24 protein-coding genes and 1 other RNA gene are annotated in these 20,709 nt (G+C 67.2%); 9 read left to right on the top strand and 16 right to left on the bottom strand.

Annotated features, from left to right (window positions below; translation table 11 throughout):
• Positions 1-138 precede the first annotated feature (138 nt).
• From G9473_RS09775 to mtgA, 5 genes are all read right to left on the bottom strand, one after another.
• Positions 139-702 (bottom strand): fasciclin domain-containing protein, encoded by a 564-nt coding sequence (locus tag G9473_RS09775; protein WP_291132899.1) that lies wholly within the window; start codon positions 700-702, stop codon positions 139-141.
• A gap of 160 nt (positions 703-862) precedes the next feature.
• Positions 863-1,657 carry an anti-sigma factor gene (locus G9473_RS09770; RefSeq protein ID WP_291132898.1) on the bottom strand — a complete coding sequence of 265 codons (795 nt, stop codon included), beginning with the start codon at positions 1,655-1,657 and terminating at the stop codon, positions 863-865.
• Positions 1,654-2,250, bottom strand: a complete 597-nt coding sequence (locus tag G9473_RS09765; RefSeq protein WP_291132896.1) for a sigma-70 family RNA polymerase sigma factor — start codon at positions 2,248-2,250, stop codon at positions 1,654-1,656. Before G9473_RS09765 ends, G9473_RS09770 begins: the two co-directional genes overlap by 4 nt.
• On the bottom strand, positions 2,250-3,191 hold the full coding sequence (locus G9473_RS09760) for a cation diffusion facilitator family transporter (RefSeq protein WP_291138394.1): 942 nt from the start codon (positions 3,189-3,191) through the stop codon (positions 2,250-2,252). The genes G9473_RS09765 and G9473_RS09760 overlap by 1 nt, the downstream gene beginning before the upstream one ends.
• 5 nt (positions 3,192-3,196) lie before the next feature.
• Complete coding sequence (gene mtgA / locus G9473_RS09755) at positions 3,197-3,868, bottom strand: monofunctional biosynthetic peptidoglycan transglycosylase (protein ID WP_291132894.1); 672 nt, start codon at positions 3,866-3,868, stop codon at positions 3,197-3,199.
• 78 nt (positions 3,869-3,946) lie between these two features.
• Between mtgA and G9473_RS09750 the strand changes: the two genes are divergently transcribed.
• Positions 3,947-4,642 carry a hypothetical protein gene (locus G9473_RS09750; RefSeq protein ID WP_291132892.1) on the top strand — a complete coding sequence of 232 codons (696 nt, stop codon included), beginning with the start codon at positions 3,947-3,949 and terminating at the stop codon, positions 4,640-4,642.
• 16 nt (positions 4,643-4,658) lie between these two features.
• On the opposite strand, the gene rpoH is transcribed toward G9473_RS09750, so the two are convergent.
• Together rpoH and G9473_RS09740 are read right to left on the bottom strand one after the other, a co-directional pair.
• Positions 4,659-5,564, bottom strand: coding sequence for an RNA polymerase sigma factor RpoH (rpoH, locus tag G9473_RS09745; protein ID WP_291132891.1), 906 nt, complete (start codon positions 5,562-5,564; stop codon positions 4,659-4,661).
• A 112-nt stretch (positions 5,565-5,676) separates the two neighbouring features.
• Positions 5,677-6,630 (bottom strand): RluA family pseudouridine synthase, encoded by a 954-nt coding sequence (locus G9473_RS09740; protein ID WP_291132890.1) that lies wholly within the window; start codon positions 6,628-6,630, stop codon positions 5,677-5,679.
• A 17-nt stretch (positions 6,631-6,647) separates the two neighbouring features.
• Between G9473_RS09740 and G9473_RS09735 the strand changes: the two genes are divergently transcribed.
• From G9473_RS09735 to G9473_RS09715, 5 genes are all read left to right on the top strand, one after another.
• Complete coding sequence (locus G9473_RS09735) at positions 6,648-7,043, top strand: M67 family metallopeptidase (protein WP_291132888.1); 396 nt, start codon at positions 6,648-6,650, stop codon at positions 7,041-7,043.
• A gap of 10 nt (positions 7,044-7,053) precedes the next feature.
• Positions 7,054-7,707, top strand: coding sequence for a histidine phosphotransferase family protein (locus tag G9473_RS09730; RefSeq protein WP_291132886.1), 654 nt, complete (start codon positions 7,054-7,056; stop codon positions 7,705-7,707).
• Positions 7,704-8,459 (top strand): N-acetylmuramoyl-L-alanine amidase, encoded by a 756-nt coding sequence (locus G9473_RS09725; protein WP_291132884.1) that lies wholly within the window; start codon positions 7,704-7,706, stop codon positions 8,457-8,459. Before G9473_RS09730 ends, G9473_RS09725 begins: the two co-directional genes overlap by 4 nt.
• A gap of 41 nt (positions 8,460-8,500) precedes the next feature.
• Positions 8,501-8,921, top strand: an RNA gene (gene rnpB, locus G9473_RS09720) — RNase P RNA component class A.
• 47 nt (positions 8,922-8,968) lie between these two features.
• Positions 8,969-9,757 (top strand): hypothetical protein, encoded by a 789-nt coding sequence (locus tag G9473_RS09715; protein WP_291132882.1) that lies wholly within the window; start codon positions 8,969-8,971, stop codon positions 9,755-9,757.
• Here the strand turns inward: G9473_RS09715 and G9473_RS09710 are convergent.
• On the bottom strand, positions 9,754-11,064 hold the full coding sequence (locus G9473_RS09710) for a UDP-glucose/GDP-mannose dehydrogenase family protein (protein WP_291132881.1): 1,311 nt from the start codon (positions 11,062-11,064) through the stop codon (positions 9,754-9,756). The two genes, G9473_RS09715 and G9473_RS09710, sit on opposite strands and share 4 nt — an antisense overlap.
• A 69-nt stretch (positions 11,065-11,133) precedes the next feature.
• Complete coding sequence (locus tag G9473_RS09705) at positions 11,134-11,952, bottom strand: metallophosphoesterase (protein WP_291132879.1); 819 nt, start codon at positions 11,950-11,952, stop codon at positions 11,134-11,136.
• Positions 11,953-12,257: 305 nt separating this feature from the next.
• Here G9473_RS09705 and G9473_RS09700 point away from each other — a divergent pair, with 305 nt between their 5' ends.
• Entirely contained in the window at positions 12,258-13,238 is a 981-nt protein-coding gene (locus tag G9473_RS09700) for a TorF family putative porin (protein WP_291132877.1), read from the top strand.
• Between the two features lie 7 nt (positions 13,239-13,245).
• Here G9473_RS09700 and G9473_RS09695 read toward each other — a convergent pair whose 3' ends face one another.
• The gene (locus tag G9473_RS09695) at positions 13,246-13,896 is read right to left on the bottom strand and encodes an SIMPL domain-containing protein (RefSeq protein WP_291138391.1); all 651 of its coding nucleotides are present in this window, start codon (positions 13,894-13,896) and stop codon (positions 13,246-13,248) included.
• A gap of 180 nt (positions 13,897-14,076) precedes the next feature.
• Between G9473_RS09695 and G9473_RS09690 the strand changes: the two genes are divergently transcribed.
• Together G9473_RS09690 and G9473_RS09685 are read left to right on the top strand one after the other, a co-directional pair.
• Complete coding sequence (locus tag G9473_RS09690) at positions 14,077-14,514, top strand: VOC family protein (protein ID WP_291132875.1); 438 nt, start codon at positions 14,077-14,079, stop codon at positions 14,512-14,514.
• Positions 14,515-14,583: 69 nt separating this feature from the next.
• Positions 14,584-14,775: a DUF3008 family protein gene (locus G9473_RS09685; protein ID WP_291132874.1), complete on the top strand. Its 192-nt coding sequence runs from the start codon at positions 14,584-14,586 to the stop codon at positions 14,773-14,775.
• Positions 14,776-14,778: 3 nt separating this feature from the next.
• Here G9473_RS09685 and G9473_RS09680 read toward each other — a convergent pair whose 3' ends face one another.
• The 6 genes from G9473_RS09680 to G9473_RS09655 are packed head-to-tail and all read right to left on the bottom strand — an operon-like array spanning position 14,779 to position 20,707.
• Positions 14,779-15,171, bottom strand: a complete 393-nt coding sequence (locus G9473_RS09680) for a Na+/H+ antiporter subunit G (protein ID WP_291132872.1) — start codon at positions 15,169-15,171, stop codon at positions 14,779-14,781.
• The gene (locus G9473_RS09675; RefSeq protein WP_291132870.1) at positions 15,168-15,437 is read right to left on the bottom strand and encodes a K+/H+ antiporter subunit F; all 270 of its coding nucleotides are present in this window, start codon (positions 15,435-15,437) and stop codon (positions 15,168-15,170) included. The genes G9473_RS09680 and G9473_RS09675 overlap by 4 nt, the downstream gene beginning before the upstream one ends.
• Positions 15,434-15,925 (bottom strand): Na+/H+ antiporter subunit E, encoded by a 492-nt coding sequence (locus G9473_RS09670; protein ID WP_291132868.1) that lies wholly within the window; start codon positions 15,923-15,925, stop codon positions 15,434-15,436. The genes G9473_RS09675 and G9473_RS09670 overlap by 4 nt, the downstream gene beginning before the upstream one ends.
• Complete coding sequence (locus G9473_RS09665) at positions 15,922-17,451, bottom strand: monovalent cation/H+ antiporter subunit D (RefSeq protein ID WP_291132866.1); 1,530 nt, start codon at positions 17,449-17,451, stop codon at positions 15,922-15,924. The genes G9473_RS09670 and G9473_RS09665 overlap by 4 nt, the downstream gene beginning before the upstream one ends.
• On the bottom strand, positions 17,448-17,846 hold the full coding sequence (locus G9473_RS09660) for a Na+/H+ antiporter subunit C (protein ID WP_291132864.1): 399 nt from the start codon (positions 17,844-17,846) through the stop codon (positions 17,448-17,450). The genes G9473_RS09665 and G9473_RS09660 overlap by 4 nt, the downstream gene beginning before the upstream one ends.
• On the bottom strand, positions 17,843-20,707 hold the full coding sequence (locus tag G9473_RS09655) for a monovalent cation/H+ antiporter subunit A (protein ID WP_291132862.1): 2,865 nt from the start codon (positions 20,705-20,707) through the stop codon (positions 17,843-17,845). Before G9473_RS09655 ends, G9473_RS09660 begins: the two co-directional genes overlap by 4 nt.
• Positions 20,708-20,709 lie beyond the last annotated feature (2 nt).

The raw sequence follows: 20,709 nt of genomic DNA, 5'->3' as shown, positions 1-20,709 counted from the left end.
CCCCGCGAGCCACGGTTTTCGCCTGCTGCGGACGAAAAATGGCCCCGCCCGGCCTGGAGGAGAGCCGGACGGGGCCGGAACAGCGCCGCCCCGTGTGGGAGGGTGGGTGAGACGACGCCAGCTCGTGAGCGCGGCGGATCAGCCCGGCAGGAAGACGCCGTCGGTGACGTGGACCACGCCGTTCGAGGCAGCGACATTGGCCTTCACGACCTTGGTCTGGCGCCCGCGCGCGTCGGTGATGACGATGTCGTCGCCCATCGGCATGGCGGTGAGCGTGCCGCCCTGGACGGTTTCGATCGTGGCCGAGCCGCCGCCCTGGCGGATGAGGTTCATCAGGTCGGCGCTCGTCACCTTGCCGGGGACGGCGTGATAGGTCAGCACGGCCTGCAGCATGGCCTTGTTCTCGGGCTTGAGCAGGGTGGGCACGGTCCCATCGGGAAGCGCGGCGAAGGCGTCGTCGACCGGGGCGAAGACCGTGATCGGGCCGGGGCCGGACAGCGTCTCGGCGAGGTCGGCGGCGACAACGGCCTGGACGAGCGTGTCGTGCATCCCCGTGCTCTTGGCGATGTCGACGATCGTGCCGGCTTCCTTTTCCATGTGATGGTCGGCCAGCGCGGGCGCGGCGGTCATCGCGGCAAGGCCGGTCGTCGCGGCGATGGCGGCGAAGGCGGCGGACTTGAGGGGGTTCGGGGTATGGCGCATGGAATAACTCTCCTTGGTTTGCGCAAGCCCTCCCGATCTTGCGCTGGAGCTACGCGGCAGCCGCCACAGCGGATGCGCCGAAGTCGGCATTTCATCGGAAAATCGGGGCTTTGCGCGATGCCGCGTGGCTCACTCGCGTCGAGGCGAGCAGGCCGCGAGGTCAGACTGTCGTGAAGGCACCTTCCGCCACGACCGGGCCGGCATCCACGCCCTCCGGCTTGCCCCCGAGCGGTTCGCGGGTCAGCACAAGCCCCGCCCCGTCGGCGAGGTTGCGGGAGATTTCGTCGGGCAGTTTCATGCTGCGAATCTCGCCCGGCGCGACAACGCCCAAGGACTGCAGTTCGCCGCCGCCAGGCGGGGCCAGCCACAATTCATGGTCGTGCACCCCGTCCGCGGTGAGGCCGATCGCCGCGATCACCATGCGCTCGCTTTCGGGAATATAGGTCACGTCGAGCCTCAGCCCGGTGTCGCCGATGGGAACGGTCGCCACCAGCGGGTCGGCTGCGGCGACCTGCGGTGTCTCGGCGGGGGGCAGCGGGGAGGGCGTCTCGCCGGGCGAGAATACCAGGAGCGCGAGCGCCACGGCGGCGGCGAGCGAGGTCAGCCCGGCGGTCCATTGCCAGCGGCGCACGCTTTCGCGCAGTTCGACCACGTTCGCAGCCGACGATCCGCCGCCCGCCAGTTCCGCTTCGGCCTGCGCCGCCTTGAGCGCGTTGACCCGTGCCTCGATCCGTTCCCACACCTCGCTCGAGGGCATGGCGGCGGGCACGTCGTCGAGCAGTGGGGCGAGCCGTTCCTCCCATTGCCGGACCTCGGCGGCGAAGGCGGGATCGCTCGCCATGCGTCCGCGCGCGGTCATCAGCGCTTCGCCTTCGAGCAGGCCGAGCGCGTATTCCGCCGCCAGCACCGGTGCGCCGCCCGCTTCGCTGCCGCCCGTGTTCGCAGAGGCGCTCATTCGCCCTTCTCCAGGCATTCGCGCAGTTTCATCAGGCCGCGCCGGATCCAGCTCTTCATCGTGCCGAGAGGGACGTCGGCACGCTCGGCCAGCTGCGCATAGGTGAAGCCGTCGAAGAAGGCCGCGCGGATGTGGCTCGCGGCGTTCTCCTCGAGCGTGTCGAGGCAGGTGTGGATACGCGCGGCCCGCTCGGCATCGATCAGCAGGTCGTCGGCCAGCGGAGTCTCGTCGGGCAGCGGCGCGGCCTCTTCGACCGGCACGGCGCCACCGCGCACCTTGCCCGTGCGCAGCCGGTCCACCGCGCGGTTGCGCGCGAAGGTCGCCAGCCACGAGATCGGGCTGGCGCGGTCGGGATCATAGCGGTCGGCCCGCTGCCAGAGATTGACATAGACGTCCTGCAAGGCGTCCTCGGCCTCCTTCCTGTCGCCCAAGATACGCAGGCATATCCCGTAAAGCTTCACCCGTGTGGCGGCGTATATTTCCTCGAGCGCGGCGCTGTCACCCTCGGCAAGGCGCACCATCGCCGCGCGCAGGTTTTCGCGCGCGATGGTCGCTTCGTCTACGGCGTCCTCGGAAGGGTGGCGCCGCGCCATCAGCACGGGTGCTCGCAGGCGGCGTCTTCGTCGCGCTCGACCTGGAGCGTCGAATGGCCGATGCCGAAGCGGTCGCGCAGGGAACGCGCCGCTTCGCGCAGGAAGGCATCGGAGCCGGCCCCGCGCGGCATGACGAGATGCGCGGTGAGCGCGGTTTCGGTGGTGGACATGGGCCAGACATGGAGATCGTGGACCGCCTCCACCCCCTCCAGCGCGCGAAGGTGGCCGCGCACTTCCTCCACGTCGATCGTCTCGGGCGCGGCGAGCAGGCCCATCTTCACGCTGTCGCGCGCGAGCCCCCAAGTCCCCCACGCGATCACCGCGAGGATGGCGAGGCTGGTCAGCGGGTCGATCAGCGCGATGCCGGTCCACAGCACCGCCAGCCCCGCAAGGACCACTCCGAGCGAGACGAGCGCATCGGCCGCCATGTGAAGATAGGCCCCCTTGATGTTCAGGTCCTCCTGACCGCGCATGAACAGCAAGGCAGTCAACGTGTTGATCGCGACTCCGATCCCGGCGACGATCGCCATGACCATCCCCTGCGGTTCGGAAGGCTCGAACAGGCGGTGCGCGGTCTCGATCAGGATCGCCCCGATCGCGATGGCGAGCAGCAGGGCATTGGCGATCGCGGCGAGGATGGTCGAACTCTTGAAGCCATAGGTGAAACGGCCCTGCGGCGGGCGCTTGGCGGCTTCGGACGCGCCCCAGGCGAGCAGCAGGGCGAGCACGTCGGACAGGTTGTGCCCCGCATCGGCGAGCAGCGCCATGGAATCGTAGAGCCATCCGCAGGCCGCCTCGACCCCGACGAAAGCCGTGTTGAGCGCGACCCCGATGGCAAAGGCGGGGCCGAAATCCTTGGGCGCATGGGAATGCGCGTGCCCGTGCGAGTGGGCATGGCCGCCGTGGCCGTGCGAATGGTCATGTGAATGCGCTAGACCCATCGCGATCATTCATAGACGCAAGCGGCGAGCCCGTCACGCTTGACGATCCCGATGCGGCGCTCGATCGAATTGCCGTGGCGCGCAAGCCAGCCTGTTGGATTGCGCACCTCGCGCTTTTTCGGGCTGGGAAGGGCGGCGGCCATGCGGCTTGCCTCGTCGGGGGAGAGGCGGGCGGCGGAATGGCCGAAATAGCGCTGTGCGCCTGCTTCCGCGCCATAGGTTCCGATCCCGGTCTCGGCGACGTTGAGATAGACCTCGATGATCCGCTGCTTGCCCCAGACGAGCTCGATCCAGAAGGTGAACCACGCCTCGAAAGCCTTCCGGAACCATCCGCCGCCCTGCCATAGAAAGACGTTCTTGGCGGTCTGCTGGGATATGGTGGAGGCCCCGCGGACACGACCGGTTTCGGCCCTTTCCTCGAGCGCCTGCTCGATCGCCTCGGTGTCGAAGCCGGAATGTTCGCAGAACTTCGAATCCTCCGCGGCGATGACGGCATAGACGAGATTGGGGTCGATGTTGTCGAGGCTTTCCCAGTCCTTCGTGATGCCGTTCTCGTCCATCAGCATGGTCGCGGTAACGGGCACGGGGATCCACTTGAAGGCCAGAACCAGCAGCAGGGTGAGCGCGATGAAGCCGACTATGATCTTCGCGGCGATGCGCGCGAGGGTGAAGAGCATGGCGAGCCTGTAGCGCGGGTGCGGGGCGCGGGAAACGGCGATCTTTGCGGGCGCGGCGCGGCGGGCTATGCCTCAGCCATGCGCCGCCTGCTCGTCCTCGTCATGATGCTTATCGCTTCGCCCGCGCTGGCGCAGGACGAAGAATACGTGTTCGAGGCTGAGCGCATCCATGCGCCGGTTCCGCTCTACACGTTCGACTGGGAGCAGGTCTGGCCGCGCGGCATGGTCCCGGACGCCGATACGCTTGCCGGCTGTGCGTCCCGCGTCGCGTTCGGCGACTGGCGCTTCACACCGAACCCCGAGGACGAGTACGCCGATCCATGGTGGCTGAGGGTAAGCAATTACGGCGCCTTTCACTGCGCGGCGAACCTGCTGGCTGCCGACGAGCGCGAGGAGCTCGAAGAGGGCGATTTCTCGCGCGGCCTGTTCGCCATGATCGGCGAGGGCAGGGCCGATGGGCGTGCGTGGGAATTGTGGGTGATCCAGGAAGGCTTCGTTCCGGGCAGCGATTACGTCCTGCTCGCTCGGGAGGTCGAGGGGGGCGATCTCTTGCGGCGCTTCACCGTCCTGCAACGCCGCTGTCCGCGCGGGCGCGTGCGCGAGGCTGACGGGATGGATGTCTGGACCACCCGCTATTGCGCCGTCGAGAGCCGGGCGGAATTGCTGGCGCTGGCAAGGCGGATGCTGCGCGAAAAACCGCTCGGCACACTCGAATGGGTCGAGGACGCAAACGAAAAAGGGCCGGATGCCGAAGCACCCGACCCTTCCTATTGATTGTGCGTTCTGACGCTTACGCGACGCCCGGCAGCAGCCTTTCGCCTGCGATGCGCTGCATTGCCTTCTGGAGCTTTTCGAAGGCGCGCACCTCGATCTGGCGGATGCGTTCGCGCGACACGTCGTAGACTTGGCTGAGTTCCTCGAGCGTCTGCGGCTTTTCCGTCAGGCGCCGTTCGGTGAGGATGTGCTTCTCGCGCTCGTTCAGCGATTCCATCGCTTCGAGCAGCATTTCGTGGCGCACTTCGGATTCCTCGGCATCGGCGACGAGTTCGTCCTGCAGCGGGCTGTCGTCGGTCAGCCAGTCCTGCCATTCGCCCGAGCCTTCTTCGCCATTGCGCATCGGCGTGTTGAGCGAGCCGTCGCCGCCCATCATCATCCGCCGGTTCATGTTGATCACTTCCTGCTCGGGCACGCCGAGATCGGTCGCGATCTTCTTCACGTCCTCGGGGCTGAGGTCGGTGTCCTCGTAGGCTTCGAGCTGCTTCTTCATCCGGCGAAGGTTGAAGAACAGCTTCTTCTGCGCGGCGGTCGTGCCCATCTTCACGAGGGACCACGAGCGCAGGATGAATTCCTGGATCGACGCCTTGATCCACCACATCGCATAGGTTGCGAGGCGGAAGCCGCGATCGGGTTCGAACTTCTTGACGCCCTGCATCAGGCCGACGTTTCCTTCGGAAATGAGGTCGGACACGGGCAGGCCGTAGCCGCGATAGCCCATCGCGATCTTCGCGACGAGCCGAAGGTGGCTCGACACCAGTTGCGCGGCGGCTTCGGGATCCTCATGTTCCTGGTAACGCTTGGCCAGCATATATTCCTGCTCGGCCGTCAGGACGGGATACTTCTTGATCTCGGCAAGGTAGCGGTTGAGGCTCTGCTCTCCGCTGAGCGCCGGGACCGAGGGGGTCTTGGGTGTGCTCACTTTCAACGGACCTTTCTGTTGTCGACCGCGGGTGCCGGACCCCTGATGGGCATCCGGCCGTCGGGTCACGGGGAGAGGTTATACACGAGAATGGCGCGATTGTGTGCGCTTTTCATCGATGAAAACGATCCAATTCGTCGATGAGTTCCTGCATATCGGACGGCAATTCGCTCTCGAAACGGACCTTTTTACGCAAGACCGGGTGCATGAAACCCAACTCGGCCGCATGAAGCGCCTGGCGGGCGAAGCCGAGCCGGGCAAGCAGCGGTTTCAGCGCCTTGGGAGTCCGTCCGTAGAGCGGATCTCCTAGTAGCGCATGGCCGATTGACGCAGAGTGAACGCGCACCTGGTGGGTGCGGCCCGTTTCCAGCCGGCATTCGATCAGCGCCGCCTCGTGCAGGCTCCGCAGCACGCGGTAATGCGTCACCGCGTGCTTCCCGCGCGAGGAGCCTTCGGGCAAGACCGCCATCTTCTTGCGATTCGCGTCCGAACGCCCGATCCGGCCCTCGATCCGACCTTCGGCAGGACGCGGCACGCCCGCGGTCACGGCAAGATAGCGGCGATGGACCGAATGCTCGGCGAATTGCGCGGCGAGCCCTTCGTGCGCCGCATCGGTCTTGGCGACGACAAGCAGGCCCGAGGTGTCCTTGTCGATCCGGTGGACGATGCCGGGCCGCGCGACCCCCCCGATGCCCGACAATTGCCCGGCGCAGTGGTGCAGCAGCGCGTTGACCAGCGTGCCGTCCGCATTGCCCGCTGCCGGGTGGACGACCATGCCTGCAGGCTTGTCGACCACGATCAGGTGTTCGTCCTCGTAAGCGACGACGAGCGGGATCGCCTGCGGGCGCGCCTCGGCCTCGGCGGCGGGGGGCAGGGCGATGGAAAAGGGCGTGCCCGCGCCGACCTTGGCCGAAGGACTGGTCGCCGCCGCGCCGCCCACCCAGACCGCGCCCTCGGCGATCAGAGCCTGCACCCGCGCGCGCGACAGCCCGCTCGCCTCGGCCAGCGCCTTGTCGAGCCGGGCGGGCGCGGTGATCGTTCCGGTGATGATTTCGGGCGTCGACACGGCTAGGGCCATGCGCGATGCGGCTGGAGGTGACAAGAGAGGCGGCGGAGGCGATGGTGGCGGCGGCGCGCGGCGCGCACCCGCGCGAGGCGTGCGGGATCCTGTTCGGCCGGGAGGCACGGATTGAGCGCTTCGTCGAGACCGCGAACGTCCATCCCGAGCCGACGCGCCATTTCGAGATCGACCCGCAGGCGCTGATCGATGCCCACCGCGCCGAGCGCGAAGGCGGGCCGCAGGTCGTCGGCTGGTTCCATTCGCACCCGGCGGGCCCCGCCGAGCCTTCCGCCACCGACCGCGCGATGGCCGCGCCCGACGGCCGGGTGTGGGCGATATGGGGCGAGGAGAACCTCGCTTTCTTCCGCGCGGTGGAAGGCGGATTCGAACCGCTTTCCAGCGCGATTGTCGATGGCTAAGGTCGCGGCCATGACTTCGCAGACCGACCTTGCAGCCCTTTTGTGTTCGCGCCTCTGCCACGACCTGCTTTCCCCGGTCGGGGCGCTGTCGAACGGGCTCGAACTGCTCGCCGACGAACAGGACCCGGAGATGCGCGAACGCTGCATCGAACTGCTCGAGGCGAGCGCGAAGATCAGCACCGACAAGCTGAAGTTTTTCCGCCTCGCTTTCGGGGCGGCGGGGGGCTTCGGCGACAACGTGCCGGTGGAGGAGGCGCAGCAGGTGATCGGCGCGCTCGCGGGCGATGCGAAAAAGGTCGAGATCCACTGGGCGATGGCCGAAACCAGCCTGCCCAAGCCCGCGGTCAAGGTCATGCTCAACTTGGCCCAGATAGCGCTCGATGCGCTGGTGCGCGGCGGGCGGCTCGACATCGGGGCGGAACGGCTGGAGGGCAATGTCGAGATCGTCGCGCGCGCGACCGGTGCGCGGATCGCCTTCGACGACGTGATCGGGCGCGCGCTGCAGGGCGAGTTGCGCGAGGGCGAGCTGACCAGCCGCACGGCAGCCGCGCATATGATCGCGCTGCTGGCGGACGAGCTGGGCGGCGGGCTGCAATACCGACTGGCCGATGATGTGCTGGTGCTGGGCGCTGTCATCCCCGAGCCCGAGGGCATGATCGGATGAGCGCGGTCCCGCCCGCTTCGCGTGGCTCCCTGCCAGGGGGGATGCGCGAGGGGGAACTGGTCCATGCCGTCGTCCCTTCGCCCAATTTCAACGAACGCGAGCTGCCGATCACTATGGTCGTGCTGCATTACACCGAGATGCAGCCGGTCGAGCAGGCGCTCGGCAAGCTTACCGATCCCGAAGCCGGAGTTTCGGCGCATTACCTTATCAGCGAGAACGGGACCGTCACCCAGCTCGTGCCCGAGGCGAAGCGCGCCTGGCACGCGGGCGTTTCCTGCTGGCGCGGGATCACCGACGTCAATTCGGCGAGCATCGGGATCGAGCTCGACCACCCGGGCCATGCGGGCGGATACCGTGAATTCAACGAGGCGCAGATCGCCTCGCTCGTGCCCCTGCTGGCCGCGATCGTCGAGGACTACGACATCCCGCGCGCCAATGTCGTCGGCCATTCCGACGTCGCGCCCGCGCGCAAGATCGATCCGGGCGAGCTGTTCCCGTGGGACCGGCTTGCCGAATACGGGTTGTGCCTGCCAAAGCCGGAAAAGCTCGACCTCGGCGACCCGTTCCAGAACGACGGGGCGTTCATGCTCGCGCTCGAACGCTTCGGCTACGACATCACCGATGCGACCGCCGCGGTCGAGGCGTTCCAGCGGCGCTGGCGGCCCGAGATCATCGACGGCTCGATCGACGGGCAGGTGGGCGCGATCCTGTTCCAGCTCCTGCTCGACCGCGACCGGGGCCTGACGCGCTAAGGACTACCGCACCGCCCGTTTCGCGCCTATATGAGGCACCGTCAGGGGGCCAGGCAGCCGCGTGGATCAGGTCGTTAGGCCAGAGCCGCGAGGAAAGTCCGGGCTCCACGAAACGAGGGTGGCGGGTAACGCCCGCCGTGGGCGACCACAGGGAAAGTGCCACAGAAAGCATACCGCCGATGGACCGGGAAGGTCACAGGCAAGGGTGAAAGGGTGCGGCAAGAGCGCACCGGGGTTCCGGCAACGGCGCCCGCACGGCAAACCCCACCCGGAGCAAGGCCAAATAGGGGCCTCGCGCCCGTCCTTCGCGGCGGGCAGGGGTGTTTCGCCCCGAGAGGCCCGGGTTGGCTGCTAGAGCCGTCCGGCAACGGGCGGCCCAGATGAATGGCTGCCCCCGCGTGGCCGGTGCCGCAAGGCATACCGCGCGCGGGACAGAACCCGGCTTATCGGCCCCCTGATGATTGCGTTTCGTGCTATCGTTTCCGGGCGCAATGCGCCATTCTGACCGAATGAGAAGCCCCAGCCCTGCAACCCGCCCGCTTGTCCAGCGCGTCGCCGTCATCCTCGCGGTCGTCGTGCAGATCGGCGCGACCTTCCTGCCCCAGCTCGGCCTCGGCGATCCGATCGGGGACCGTTCGGACAGCGTGCGCACGCTGATTACGCCCTCGGGCTGGGCCTTTGCGATCTGGGGCCCGCTGTTCTTCGGCAGCGCGGTGTTCGCGATCTGGCAGGCGCTCCCCGCCCAGCGCGGCAATGCTTTGCTGGACCGGATCGCATGGCCCGCCGCCATCGCGCTCGCCGCGCAGGGGGTGTGGGCGACCTATACCCAGTTCGAAAACCTCACCTTCGTCTCGGCGCTGATCATCCTCGTCTCGCTCGGCGGGCTGCTGTTCTGCCTGCGCGCGCTGTCGGCGGTCGAGGCGCTGTCGGCGGGCGAGCGGTGGCTGGCCGGCCTCGTGCTGAGCGCGCTCGCCGCGTGGCTGACCGCCGCGAGCATCGTCAACATCTCGGCGAGCCTCGTCTATCACGGCGTCGGCGGCGGGTTCGCCAACCCCCTCGCCGCCGCCGTCATGGTCGGCGTGGGCGGCGTGGTGGCGGCGCTCGCGGTGGTGCGAAGCAAGGGCAATCCGTGGTATGCGCTGGTGTTCTGCTGGGCGCTGGCGGCGATCTATTACCGCGGCGGGCAGCAGGCCGATGTCATCGCCGCGGCCTGCGTCGCGAGCGGCGCGCTGGTCCTTGTCGTGATGTTGGCGAGCCTCTCGCGCAGCGCCAACCGGCGGCACTGGATTGGGGTCTAGACCCGTCCGACGCTAGTGTAGGCGAAGCCGGCCGCGCGGACGTCCTCGGGATTGTAGATATTCCTGAGGTCGACCAGCACGGGTTCGCTGGCGATGTCCTTGACCCGCTTGAGGTCGAGCGCGCGGAAAGCGTCCCATTCGGTGACGATGACGGTGGCATCGGCCCCGGCGATCGCCTCGTAGGGGTCCTCGCACATTGCGACCTCGGGCATCATGGGGCGAGCGAGGTCCATGCCCTCGGGATCGTAGGCGGCGACCTCGACTCCGGCATCGACCAGCGTCTGCGCGATCGCGATCGCGGGGGAATCGCGCATATCGTCGGTGTTGGGCTTGAACGTCAGGCCGAGCAGGGCAACCTTCTTGCCGCGCGCAGCCTCGACACCGCCGAGAGCTTCGAGCACCTTGCGGCCCATCGCGCGCTTGCGGCTGTCATTGGTCTTGACCACCGCCTCGACGATGCGGGTCGGGCTGTCGTAATCCTCCGCCGTCTTGAGCAGGGCAAGCGTGTCCTTGGGGAAGCACGACCCGCCATAGCCCGGGCCGGCATGAAGGAACTTGGGCCCGATGCGGTTGTCCATCCCGATCCCGCGCGCGACGTCCTGCACGTTCGCGCCGACCTTCTCGCACAGGTCGGCCATCTCGTTGATGAAGGTGATCTTGGTCGCGAGGAAGGCGTTGGCGGCGTATTTGATAAGCTCGCTGGTGCGGCGCGAGGTGAACAGGATCGGCGACTCGTTGAGGAAAAGCGGGCGATAGACCTCGCGCATGACCTCGCGGCCGAAATCGTCTTCCGCCCCGATCACGATCCGGTCGGGCCGCTTGAAATCGCCGATCGCCGCACCTTCGCGCAGGAATTCGGGGTTCGAGACGACGCTGACGCGGTGCCTGGTCCCGGTGTCGCGGATGATGCGTTCGACCTCGTCACCTGTGCCGACCGGCACCGTCGACTTGGTCACGACGACTGCATCGCCGGCGAGGTTTTCGCCCACTTCGCGCGCGACCGCGTGGACGAAGGTGAGGTCGGCATGGCCGTCGCCCCGGCGGCTCGGCGTGCCGACCGCGATGAAGATCGCATCGGCCCCGGCAATCCCTTCGGCGAGGCTGGTGGTGAAGGACAGGCGGCCTGCCTTGACATTGCTTTCGACCAGCGCGTCCAGCCCCGGCTCGTAAATCGGCATGATCCCGTCATGCAGACGGTCGATCTTGCCCTGGTCCTTGTCGATGCAGACGACCTCGTGCCCGAAATCGGCAAAGCACGCCCCGGACACGAGCCCCACATAACCCGAACCCACCATTGCGATCTTCATCGAATTCGTTCCCCCTCGGCGCGCCGGAGGCGCCAGCGTTTTCCGCTCGCCCTGTCCCGCCCGGTGCTCTCAGCGTGCCCGGTCGCCGTGGAATACCTCGGCCGGCCCGCAGTCCTGCTGGCACGTCTGGATGATACGCCTCTGGTCGGCTTCGAGCACGAGCGCTGTAAGCACACCCGAACGGAAAGCGCCAGTGTCGATTCCGATCCGGTTGCCGCAGTCCATCACCTTCTCGAAGATCGTGTGCCCGTGGACGACCACCTTTTCGAGCGGTCCTTCATGGTCGAGGAAGCGATCGCGAATCCACAACAGGTCGCTGCGCTTCTGCGCCTCTAGCGGCTGGGCAGGGTCGACCCCGGCATGGACGAAGACATAATCGCCCGCGACGATCATCTCCTCGAACGAGGCGATGTAGTCGCGCTCGGACTGCGGGACGATGCGGGGGAGCAGGTCGAACAATTCTTCGAGCTCGAGCGTGTTGAATTTCTTACGCGAAAGTCCTGAGGACAGGCCGAATGACAGGATCGTCTCGCGTCCGCCGTGTTTCAGGAAGTGGCGCAGGATTTCCGGTTTTTCGAACGCCTGCAGGAACATTTCCTCGTGGTTGCCGGTCAGCACCCGGACATTGCGCCGCCGCTGCCACTCGCGCGTGGTCGCAAGCACGCCGGAGCTGTCGGGCCCGCGATCGACGAGGTCGCCGAGCAGGATGATCCGCACCTCGAGGTCGCCCGCGTCCGCCGCGTCGGCCTCGATCGCGTCGATCATCGCTTCGTAGAGGTCGAGCCGCCCGTGAATATCGCCGATCACGTAATAGCGCGTGCCCGCCGGAACCCGGGGAGCGGGAGGCGAAGGGGCGGGACGGAAGAGTTCCTTGAGCGCGTTGAGCATGACTTTGTCAGACTGGGTTCGGGCATTCGAATGAAGCAGCCGCGCAAGCAGGGTTTCGCGGCTTGCGGACAATCCTTGGTCCCCCGGCGGATTTCGGGCTAGGGGCTAGAGCCACCGGATCGGATGGTGTTCGCATGGCAGGCCATTAAGCGGCCTTGTCCTGAACAGCAACTGAGCGCCCGCAGCGTCTCCCCGATGCACGGCACGGTCCGTCGCTGCGGCGTGGCCTTTCATGAGGGGCCGGTGATTTGAAACAACACGCCATCGGCAAGGAATTGGGCGGTGGGCGAAAAGGACAGCCGACAATGGCGGATTATTCGATGATTATGTCGCATCTCGGCAAGGTGGAACACGGCATGACACCATGCTTGCGCCATGCGCGCGTAGAAACTTGCTCCGCCACCCCCGAGAAATCCTCCGTGCGCGGCCCCGGTTCACGCTTCGTGCTGTCGAGCCTCATCGCGGCCCTCTTCTTCGCTTCCTCACCGGTCATCGCCGCTCCCGCCGAGACGCGGGCGCCGATTGCCGCGGAAGACGACGGCCAAGATTCCGACGACTTAGTCACGGCGCCGGTGCGCGCCCCGGTCCCCGAGAGCACCGCTTCGGCCTTGTCGGGCGGCGGGTTCATCGTTTCGGTCAATGCGACGCTGGCGAGCGAATACCGCTTTCGAGGCATCGACCTGTCGGGCGGCGATCCCGCAGTGCAGGGCGGGATCGACGTGAGCCACGATTCGGGCTTTTACGCCGGCACTTTCGCGTCCACGCTCGATGACGACACGATGGGTTACGGGGCGCTCGAGCTCGATTTCTACGGGGGCTGGAGCGGGGACGTCGCCGAAGGATTGAACGCCAATCTCGGCATCATCGCCTATACGTTTCCCGACGCTCCGGCAGGCGACTTCGACTATGTCGAGCTTTACGGATCGCTCGGCTTCACCCTCGGCCCGGCGCAGGCGGTCGTCGGCGGGGCGTGGGACATCGGCGAGGACGGCCTGCGCTTCGGCGGCGTGCGGCGCGACAACCTCTATGTCTACACCGACCTGTCGGCCGGCGTGCCGGGCACGCCGGTGACGGTGAACGCGCATCTCGGCTACACCGACGGCGCGGTCGATTTCGCGGGCGACAACGTCTCGTTCGACTGGTCGCTGGGCGCGGACTGGGCCATCCGGGACACGCCCCTCGTCCTCGGGGTCGCCTATGTCGACGCGGCGGCCGATGTCGCCCCGCCCGGCGCGTTCAACCCCACCTCGAGCACCGTCGTGGCCACCGTCTCGGCCTATTTCTGAAGCCCGCTCAGTCGAGCGAGAAGTTTACCGTCGTGACCACGCGGACCTTCTTGTAGGGGCTGTCCGACTGGCCCCAGCCGCCGGAGTTGCCGTCGCGCGCCTCGATCGAGAAATAGCCCTGCGTCGCGTCCTTGATCGCGCCAACCTTCGCGCCCGAATCCTGCGCGAACTGCTGCGCGGCGGCGCGCGCGTCGCGGGTCGCCTCGGCGACCATTTCGGGCTTGATGTCGTTCAGCTTCGTGAAGGCGTAGCTCATGCCCGAGCCTTCCTCGAGGAAGACGCCGCGCCCCACGAGATCGAACTGGCGCGCGACCGCTTTCTGCGCGCGTTCGATGTCTTCGGTCCTCAGCGCGAGCCGCTGGCGCACGGTGTAGGTGGTGATCCCGTCATTGGTGTAGCTCGATACATTCGCGCCGGTGGGCTGGAGCGCGTCTTCGGGAAAGCCGAGATCGGCGAAGAAGGCTTCGATCGCGTCGGTATCCGAGCGGGCCTTGGCCTGGGCCTGCGCGAGACTGGTGGAGGAGGCGGAATAGGAGATCGTCCAGGTCGCAAGGTCGGCGGTCACGTCGCGTTCTGCGAGGCCGCGCACGGTGACGGAGCGTTCCGCCTCCTTCGCGCGCAGCAGCCCGTCGCCGAGCAGGTATCCGCCCAGAACCATGCCCACCGCCGCGATCCCCGCAGTGCCGAACCAGCGCGCCGTCGCCGAATTGATGCCGCTTTTCCCGCCTGTCTCGTCGCTCATTCCATCCTCCATCTGTTGCTGCGATGAGTTGTGCAGGAACGTCGATGAACCGTTTTTGAATGAGTGCTAGGAGGGCTGCGAAAAGGAGTCTCACCGATGACTAAATATCTCCATTCGATGATCCGCGTGACCGACCCCGATGCGACGGTCGCCTTCTTCAAGCTGATCGGGCTCGAGGAAGTGCGCCGCTTCGATGTCGAGCAGGGGCGCTTCACGCTGATCTTCCTCGCAGCCCCCGGACAGGAGGGCGTGGCCGAGGTCGAGCTGACCTACAACTGGCCGCCCGAGGACGGGAGCGAGCCCGAAAGCTACGACGGCGGGCGCAATTTCGGCCACCTCGCCTACCGGGTCGAGAACATCTACGAGACCTGCCAGAAGCTGATGGACGCGGGCCACACGATCCACCGCCCGCCGCGCGACGGCTACATGGCCTTCGTGAAATCGCCCGACGGGATCTCGGTCGAGCTGCTGCAGGAAGGCCGGCTCGAACCGGCCGAGCCGTGGGCGAGCATGGAGAACACCGGGACCTGGTAGCGCCCCCCGGAACCCGCTCCTCGCACCATCCGTTCGACCGGCAAGGGGGCGGATGAGAGGAGAGAAGCAATGCCCGCACAATCCAAGGCCCAGCAGAAGGCGGCAGGCGCGGCCCTGTCGGCGAAACGCGGCGAAACCAAGGTGTCCGACCTTCAGGGCGCGTCGAAGGAAATGTACGATTCGATGACCGAGGAGCAGCTCGAGGATTTCGCCGAGGGCTCGCGCAAGGGCAAGCCCGAGCACAAGGGCGACGACGACTAGGCGCTAGTCGGCATCCTTCGTGAAGGTCGCCCAGCGGTCGCGCTCGGGCAGCCCTTCGCGGATGTCGTCGGCCGGGTTGGGATCGATGTAATTGCCCTGCCGGTGGAGATGCGCCTTGCCGATCATGTTCGCCGTGATGGGCGCGGCGATGAACAGGAAGATCGTGATCAGCAGTTCGTGGAAGGTGTAGCGCCCTTCGTGCACCGGCCAGTAGATCATCGAGGCGACGAGGATGCCGCCCACTCCCAGCGTGGTCGCCTTGGTCGGCCCGTGCAGCCGCGTCATCAGCGAGGGCAGGCGCACCAGCCCCCAGCTTCCCACCAGCGCGAAGCCCGCCCCGCCGAGGATCAGCGCGGCGATCAGGAAATCGGCGATCTGGACGAAAAGCGCGCTCATTCGACGATGTCCCCGCGCAGCAGGAATTTCGTGTAGGCGACCGTGCCGACGAAGCCGACCATGGCGAGCAGCAGGCTCGCTTCGAAATAGAAGGTCGAGCTTTCGTAGATGCCGTAAAGCACGATCAGCGCGATCGCGTTGATCATCATCGTATCGAGCGCGAGGATGCGGTCGCCCCGCGTCGGACCCTTGAGCAGGCGATAGAGGTTGAGCACCAGCGCCAGCGCGATGATGACGAACCCGGCGGAGACGGCGAAATCGATCATCGGAAGATCCTTTTCAGGCGGGCCTCGTAGCGCGACTTGATCAGCGCGACAGCCGCCTCGCGGTCGCCGGTGTCGAGCGCGTGGACGAGCAGCATCCTGCCGCAGGCCGACACGTCGGTCGAGACCGTGCCCGGCGTCAGGCTGATCGTGCCCGCGAGCGCGGTGATCGCCTCGGGCTGGGTGATCTCGAGCGGGATCACGAGCCAGGCCGACTGGAGGTCGCGGTCGCGCTTGGTCAGGATGATCCAGGCGACTTCGAAATTGGCGATGACGATGTCCCACGTCACGACGAGCAGGTATTCGAGCATCGCCCAGCCGAACCTGAGGCGCGGTTTCTCGCGCCAATAGGGCGAGGTGAACAGCGGGATCGCGACCGCGACGATGGCGGCCATGACCACTGCGCCCCACGACAGGCTGTTCGCCAGCAGCACCCAGAACACGAACAGCAGGCCCGACAGGCCCGGATGGGGGAAGAGGCCGCGGATCATTTCGCCACCTCCATGCCGGGGCGGAAATCGCCCAGCACCGCCTCGATATAGGCGGACCGTTGGAACAATTGCGCGGTGGTCGCGCCGGCGTATTCGGTGACGGGTCCGGCGAAGATCGTGAGCGCGGCGACGAGCGCGAGGAGGCTCCACGCGGGCAGCGTCTCGGCGCGGTGGCTTTGCATCGGCGGCTCGGCGGGCTCGCCCTCGGCCTTCCAGAACAGGGTCGAGCCTGCGCGAACGAGGCCGAGGATGGCGAAGAAAGTCCCGCCCAGCACCGCGCCCCAGACCCACGGCGCAAGCCGCACCCCGGCGCTTGCATCGAGGATAAGCACCTTGCCGACAAAGCCCGAGAGCGGCGGCAGCCCGGCGAGCGCTACGGCCGCGAGCAGGAACAGGACCGAGACCTGCCCGATGCGGACGAAAGGCTTGCCCGGGCGCAGCAGGTCCTCGTCCTCCCCGCGCGAGCGGGTGATGAGGTCGGTGACGAGGAAGACCAGCCCGCCCGCCAGCACCGAATGGGGCAGGTAATAGAGCGCGGCGGCGATGCCTTCGGGCGTGAACAGTGCGACCGCGACCATCAGCGTGCCGGTCGACCCGATCACCCCGAAAGCCGCGAGCCGCCGCAGGCTCCCGGCGGCGAGCACGCCCGCATAGCCCAGCAGGATCGTCAGCATGGCGGCAGGCAGCATCCAGCCCGCCGGGGCGAAGGCCGCAAGCCCCGCGTCCGCCCCGAAGATCAGCACGGTGACGCGGATGATCGGATAGACCCCCGCCTTGGTCAGGATCGCGAACAGGGCGGCAACGCCGGGGCTCGTCGCGCCATAGGTCTGCGGCAACCACAGGTGGAACGGCAGCAGCGCTGCCTTCAATGCGAAGACCGCGATCAGCAACTGCCCGCCTGCACGGATCAGCGCCTGGTCGCCCGCCGGCGCCTCGGCCACGCGCAGCGCCATGTCGGCCATGTTGAGCGTGCCCGTCACCCCATAGAGGATGCCGACCGCGATCAGGAACAGGGTCGATCCGGCAAGGTTGACGACGACGTATTTGACGCCCGCGTGCAGCCGCTCCTTGCCCTGGCCGTGCAGCATCAGCCCGTATGAGGCGATCAGCAGCACTTCGAAGAAGACGAACAGGTTGAACAGGTCGCCGGTCAGGAACGAGCCGTTGAGGCCGAGCAGCTGGAACTGGAACAGCGGGTGGAAATGCATCCCCCGCCGGTCGAGCCCGGTCAGGATCGCATGGGCCAGCACCGCGACTGCCAGCACGCTCGTGAGCAGCACCATCATCGCCGAAAGCCGGTCGAGCACCAGCACGATGCCGAAAGGCGCGGGCCAGTCGCCCAGTTCATAGGTCGAGATGGTCCCGTCGCTTGCGCCGAGGAACAGCGCGATGGAGCTCGCGAGGATCAGCAGGGTCGAGCCCGCCGAAAGCACCCGCCCCCAATGCGTCAGGCGCATCCGCCGCACGAGGCACAGCGCCGCCACCACCGCGGGCAGCAGGATCGGCACGATGATCAGATCGCTCATGCCTCGTCCTCCCGCCGCTGGCGCTCGAGCACGTCCTCGTGATCGGGCGCCTTGTCGGGATCGCCGTCGACATGGTCCGACCCGCTTTCGAGATAGGCGCGCAGGGCGAGAACCACGACGAAGGCCGACATCCCGAAGGAAATGACGATCGCGGTCAGCACCAGCGCCTGCGGCAGCGGGTCGGTGTATTCGGCCACGTCCTTGCCGTAGATCGGCGGACGGTCGACCATCAGCCGGCCCATGGCGAACAGGAAGACGTTGATCGCATAGGACAGCATGGCGATGCCGAGCACGACCGGGAAGGTCCGCTTGCGCAGGACGAGATAGATCCCCGCCGCGGTCAGCACGCCGACCCCGGTGGCGACGAGGAATTCGATGCTGGGGGCGAAGGTCATGCGCTGCCCCCTTCGCTGCGCGAGGGATCGATGTCCATCGGGTGCTCGGACGGCTCAAGCTTCTCCGCCCGCTGCGCCGCGCCCGAAAGCTGGGCGAGGGCGAGCATCACCGCGCCCACCACCGTCAACGCCACGCCGATGTCGAACAAAAGGGCGGTGGCAAGCTCGATCTCGCCGATGAGCGGCAGGTGGTAGTAGTCGAAGGCGGAGGTGAGGAAGGGCTTGCCGAAAGCGAGCGAGCCTAGGCCGGTCGCAGCGGCGATCAGCACGCCTGCGCTGATCAGCGCATGACGCTCGGTCCGGCGGCGCTCTTCGGCCCATTCGAAGCCGGATGCCATGTACTGGATGAGCAGCGCGATCGAGAACACCAGCCCCGCGATGAAGCCGCCGCCCGGCAGGTTGTGCCCGCGCAGGAAGATGTAGAGCGCGACCGCCAGCGCCAGCGGCAGGATCAACCGGCCCGCGACCACCAGCATCATCGGGTGGCGTTCGGGCGAGCGGATCTGGTCGGGGATCCAGGCGAGCAGGCGGCGGCCCGATTCGCCGCGCACCGCGGTCTTGAGCAGGGCGTAGATGCCGATCGCCGCGATCCCGAGCACGATGATCTCGCCGAAAGTGTCGAAGCCGCGGAAATCGACGAGGATCACGTTGACCACGTTCGTCCCGCCCCCGCCGGGCTTGGACATGGCCCAGTGATAGGCCGAGATGGGATCGCTCTGCGTGCGGGTCATAACGGCATAGGCGAGCCATGCGACCCCCGCCCCCGCGACCGAGGCGAGTGCCCCGTCGCGCACCCGGCGCGGGACCGAACTGATCGAGCGCGGCGCCTTGGGCAGCAGGTTGAGGGCAAGCAGCAGCAGCAGGATCGTCACGACCTCGACCGAGATCTGCGTCAGGGCAAGGTCGGGCGCGGAGAGGTAGACGAAGGCGAGGCTGACGATCAGGCCGATGATCGAGATGTAGATGAGCGACAGGAAGCGCCGTGTCTCCGACAGCACCACCGCCAGCGCTCCGGCGATCAGGATCGCCCAGGCGATCAGCGCGACCGGCGAGGCGGGGATCGTCTCGCGCGTGCCGGGGGTATAGCCGCCGACGCCCATTCCCTCGATGCCGAGCAGCAGCGCGGCGAGGACGAAGACGAACAGCGTGCGGGGCAGCGAGCCGGTGTGGATGGCATCGGTCACGAGCCGGCTCGCGGCGACGAGGCCCGCGATGGCGCGGTCGAACAGCCGCTTGGCATCGGGGACCGGAAGGCTGCGCCACGCGCGCTCCGCCCCGCCGTGCCGCCACAGCAGCGCCGCCCCGCCGATGACCGCGACGACGCTCATGAACAGCGCCGGGGTGAAGCCGTGCCACAGGCTGAGGTAGTAATAGGGCAGCTCTTCGTCCTGCACGACGGCGCGCGAGACGCTTTCGACCAGCGCTCCGGCAAAGGTGGTCGGGAACAGGCCGATGAGCACGACCAGCGCGACCAGCACCGCGGGCGGGCCCCACAAACCGATGCCGGGATCGTGCGGGGACTTGGGATAATCCTCGCGCTTCGGCCCGAAATAGACGGCGTAGACGTAGCGGAACGAATAGGCCGCCGAGAACAGCGCACCGAGCGTCACTGCGGCAGGCATCAGCCACGGCATCCCCGCCCATGCCGTGTGCGCGGCTTCCTCGAGCATCATCTCCTTTGAGATGAAGCCGTTGAACGGGGGAAAGCCCGCCATCGAAAGGCCCGCGATCACGCCGGAGACGCCCGCGATCGGCATCAGGCCGATAAGCCCGCCCAGCCGCCTTATGTCGCGTGTGCCGGTCTCATGGTCGACGATACCCGCATTCATGAACAGCGCCGCCTTGAAGGTCGCGTGGTTGACGATGTGGAACACGGCCACCACCGCCGCCATTTTCGTGCCGAAGCCCAGCAACATGGTGAGCAGGCCGAGATGGCTCACGGTTGAATAGGCGAGCAGCGCCTTGAGGTCGTCCTTGAACAGCGCGATGGCCGCTGCCGCCACCATGGTGACGAGGCCGGTGGTCGCGACGAGGTAGAACCACAGCTCGGTCCCCGCGAGCACCGGCCACAGCCGCGCCATCAGGAACACGCCCGCCTTCACCATGGTCGCGCTGTGGAGATAGGCCGAAACCGGCGTCGGCGCGGCCATCGCGCGCGGCAGCCAGAAATGGAACGGGAACTGCGCCGACTTGGTGAAGCAGCCCAAGAGGATCAGCACCAGCGCGACCGGGTAAAGCGGCGAGGACTGCACCGCCTCGCGCTGGCCGAGGATCGCGGTGAGGTCGTAAGTCCCCGCGATATTGCCGAGCAGCACCATCCCCCCGATCAGCGCAAGCCCGCCGCCGCCCGTCACCGCGAGAGCCATGCGCGCGCCCTGCCGCCCTTCCGGCTTGTGCCTCCAGAACCCGATGAGGAGGAAGGAGGAGAGGCTCGTCATCTCCCAGAAGACGAGCATGAACACGATGTTGTACGACAGGACGATGCCCAGCATCGCACCCTGAAACAGCATCAGGAAGGCGAAGAAGCGGCCCGCATCCTCCTTGTCCGACAGGTAGAAGCTCGCATAGGCGATCACCAGCACCCCGATGCCGAGGATGAGGCCCGCGAACAGCAGGCCGAGCGGGTCGAGGAAGAAGCTCGCATCGAGGCCGAGCGCGGGGATCCACGAATGGCGCTCGCTGGCCACCTCGCCGGCGATGACCGCGGGCGCCTTGGCCAGGACCAGCGCCAGCGCCGCCGCCGCGAACAGCCCGGCGATCGCGCCATGCGCCTTGCGCGAGCCGCCGCCCGCCATCCCACCGAAAAGGGCGAGGGCGAGCGCGCCCGCGAAGGGAAGCAGCGATATCGTCAGCAGGTCCAAGA

It is taken from the genome of Erythrobacter sp. (assembly GCF_011765465.1).
In the GTDB taxonomy this organism is placed as follows: Bacteria; Pseudomonadota; Alphaproteobacteria; order Sphingomonadales; family Sphingomonadaceae; genus Erythrobacter.
This window is presented reverse-complemented; position numbering and strand designations above follow the sequence as displayed.

What these genes read in the sequence shown, in the direction of transcription:
- G9473_RS09735 (WP_291132888.1), top strand. Translation starts at nt 6,648, where the DNA reads ATGCGGCTGGAGGTGACAAGAGAGGCGGCGGAGGCGATGGTGGCGGCG.
- mtgA (WP_291132894.1), bottom strand. Translation starts at nt 3,868, where the DNA reads ATGCTCTTCACCCTCGCGCGCATCGCCGCGAAGATCATAGTCGGCTTC.
- G9473_RS09730 (WP_291132886.1), top strand. Translation starts at nt 7,054, where the DNA reads ATGACTTCGCAGACCGACCTTGCAGCCCTTTTGTGTTCGCGCCTCTGC.
- G9473_RS09705 (WP_291132879.1), bottom strand. Translation starts at nt 11,952, where the DNA reads ATGCTCAACGCGCTCAAGGAACTCTTCCGTCCCGCCCCTTCGCCTCCC.
- G9473_RS09665 (WP_291132866.1), bottom strand. Translation starts at nt 17,451, where the DNA reads ATGAGCGATCTGATCATCGTGCCGATCCTGCTGCCCGCGGTGGTGGCG.
- G9473_RS09660 (WP_291132864.1), bottom strand. Translation starts at nt 17,846, where the DNA reads ATGACCTTCGCCCCCAGCATCGAATTCCTCGTCGCCACCGGGGTCGGC.
- G9473_RS09675 (WP_291132870.1), bottom strand. Translation starts at nt 15,437, where the DNA reads ATGATCGATTTCGCCGTCTCCGCCGGGTTCGTCATCATCGCGCTGGCG.
- G9473_RS09715 (WP_291132882.1), top strand. Translation starts at nt 8,969, where the DNA reads ATGAGAAGCCCCAGCCCTGCAACCCGCCCGCTTGTCCAGCGCGTCGCC.
- G9473_RS09670 (WP_291132868.1), bottom strand. Translation starts at nt 15,925, where the DNA reads ATGATCCGCGGCCTCTTCCCCCATCCGGGCCTGTCGGGCCTGCTGTTC.
- G9473_RS09760 (WP_291138394.1), bottom strand. Translation starts at nt 3,191, where the DNA reads ATGGGTCTAGCGCATTCACATGACCATTCGCACGGCCACGGCGGCCAT.
- G9473_RS09695 (WP_291138391.1), bottom strand. Translation starts at nt 13,896, where the DNA reads ATGGTTCTGGGCGGATACCTGCTCGGCGACGGGCTGCTGCGCGCGAAG.
- G9473_RS09680 (WP_291132872.1), bottom strand. Translation starts at nt 15,171, where the DNA reads ATGAGCGCGCTTTTCGTCCAGATCGCCGATTTCCTGATCGCCGCGCTG.
- G9473_RS09690 (WP_291132875.1), top strand. Translation starts at nt 14,077, where the DNA reads ATGACTAAATATCTCCATTCGATGATCCGCGTGACCGACCCCGATGCG.
- G9473_RS09770 (WP_291132898.1), bottom strand. Translation starts at nt 1,657, where the DNA reads ATGAGCGCCTCTGCGAACACGGGCGGCAGCGAAGCGGGCGGCGCACCG.
- G9473_RS09750 (WP_291132892.1), top strand. Translation starts at nt 3,947, where the DNA reads ATGCGCCGCCTGCTCGTCCTCGTCATGATGCTTATCGCTTCGCCCGCG.
- G9473_RS09775 (WP_291132899.1), bottom strand. Translation starts at nt 702, where the DNA reads ATGCGCCATACCCCGAACCCCCTCAAGTCCGCCGCCTTCGCCGCCATC.
- G9473_RS09685 (WP_291132874.1), top strand. Translation starts at nt 14,584, where the DNA reads ATGCCCGCACAATCCAAGGCCCAGCAGAAGGCGGCAGGCGCGGCCCTG.
- G9473_RS09765 (WP_291132896.1), bottom strand. Translation starts at nt 2,250, where the DNA reads ATGGCGCGGCGCCACCCTTCCGAGGACGCCGTAGACGAAGCGACCATC.
- G9473_RS09710 (WP_291132881.1), bottom strand. Translation starts at nt 11,064, where the DNA reads ATGAAGATCGCAATGGTGGGTTCGGGTTATGTGGGGCTCGTGTCCGGG.
- G9473_RS09725 (WP_291132884.1), top strand. Translation starts at nt 7,704, where the DNA reads ATGAGCGCGGTCCCGCCCGCTTCGCGTGGCTCCCTGCCAGGGGGGATG.
- G9473_RS09700 (WP_291132877.1), top strand. Translation starts at nt 12,258, where the DNA reads ATGGCGGATTATTCGATGATTATGTCGCATCTCGGCAAGGTGGAACAC.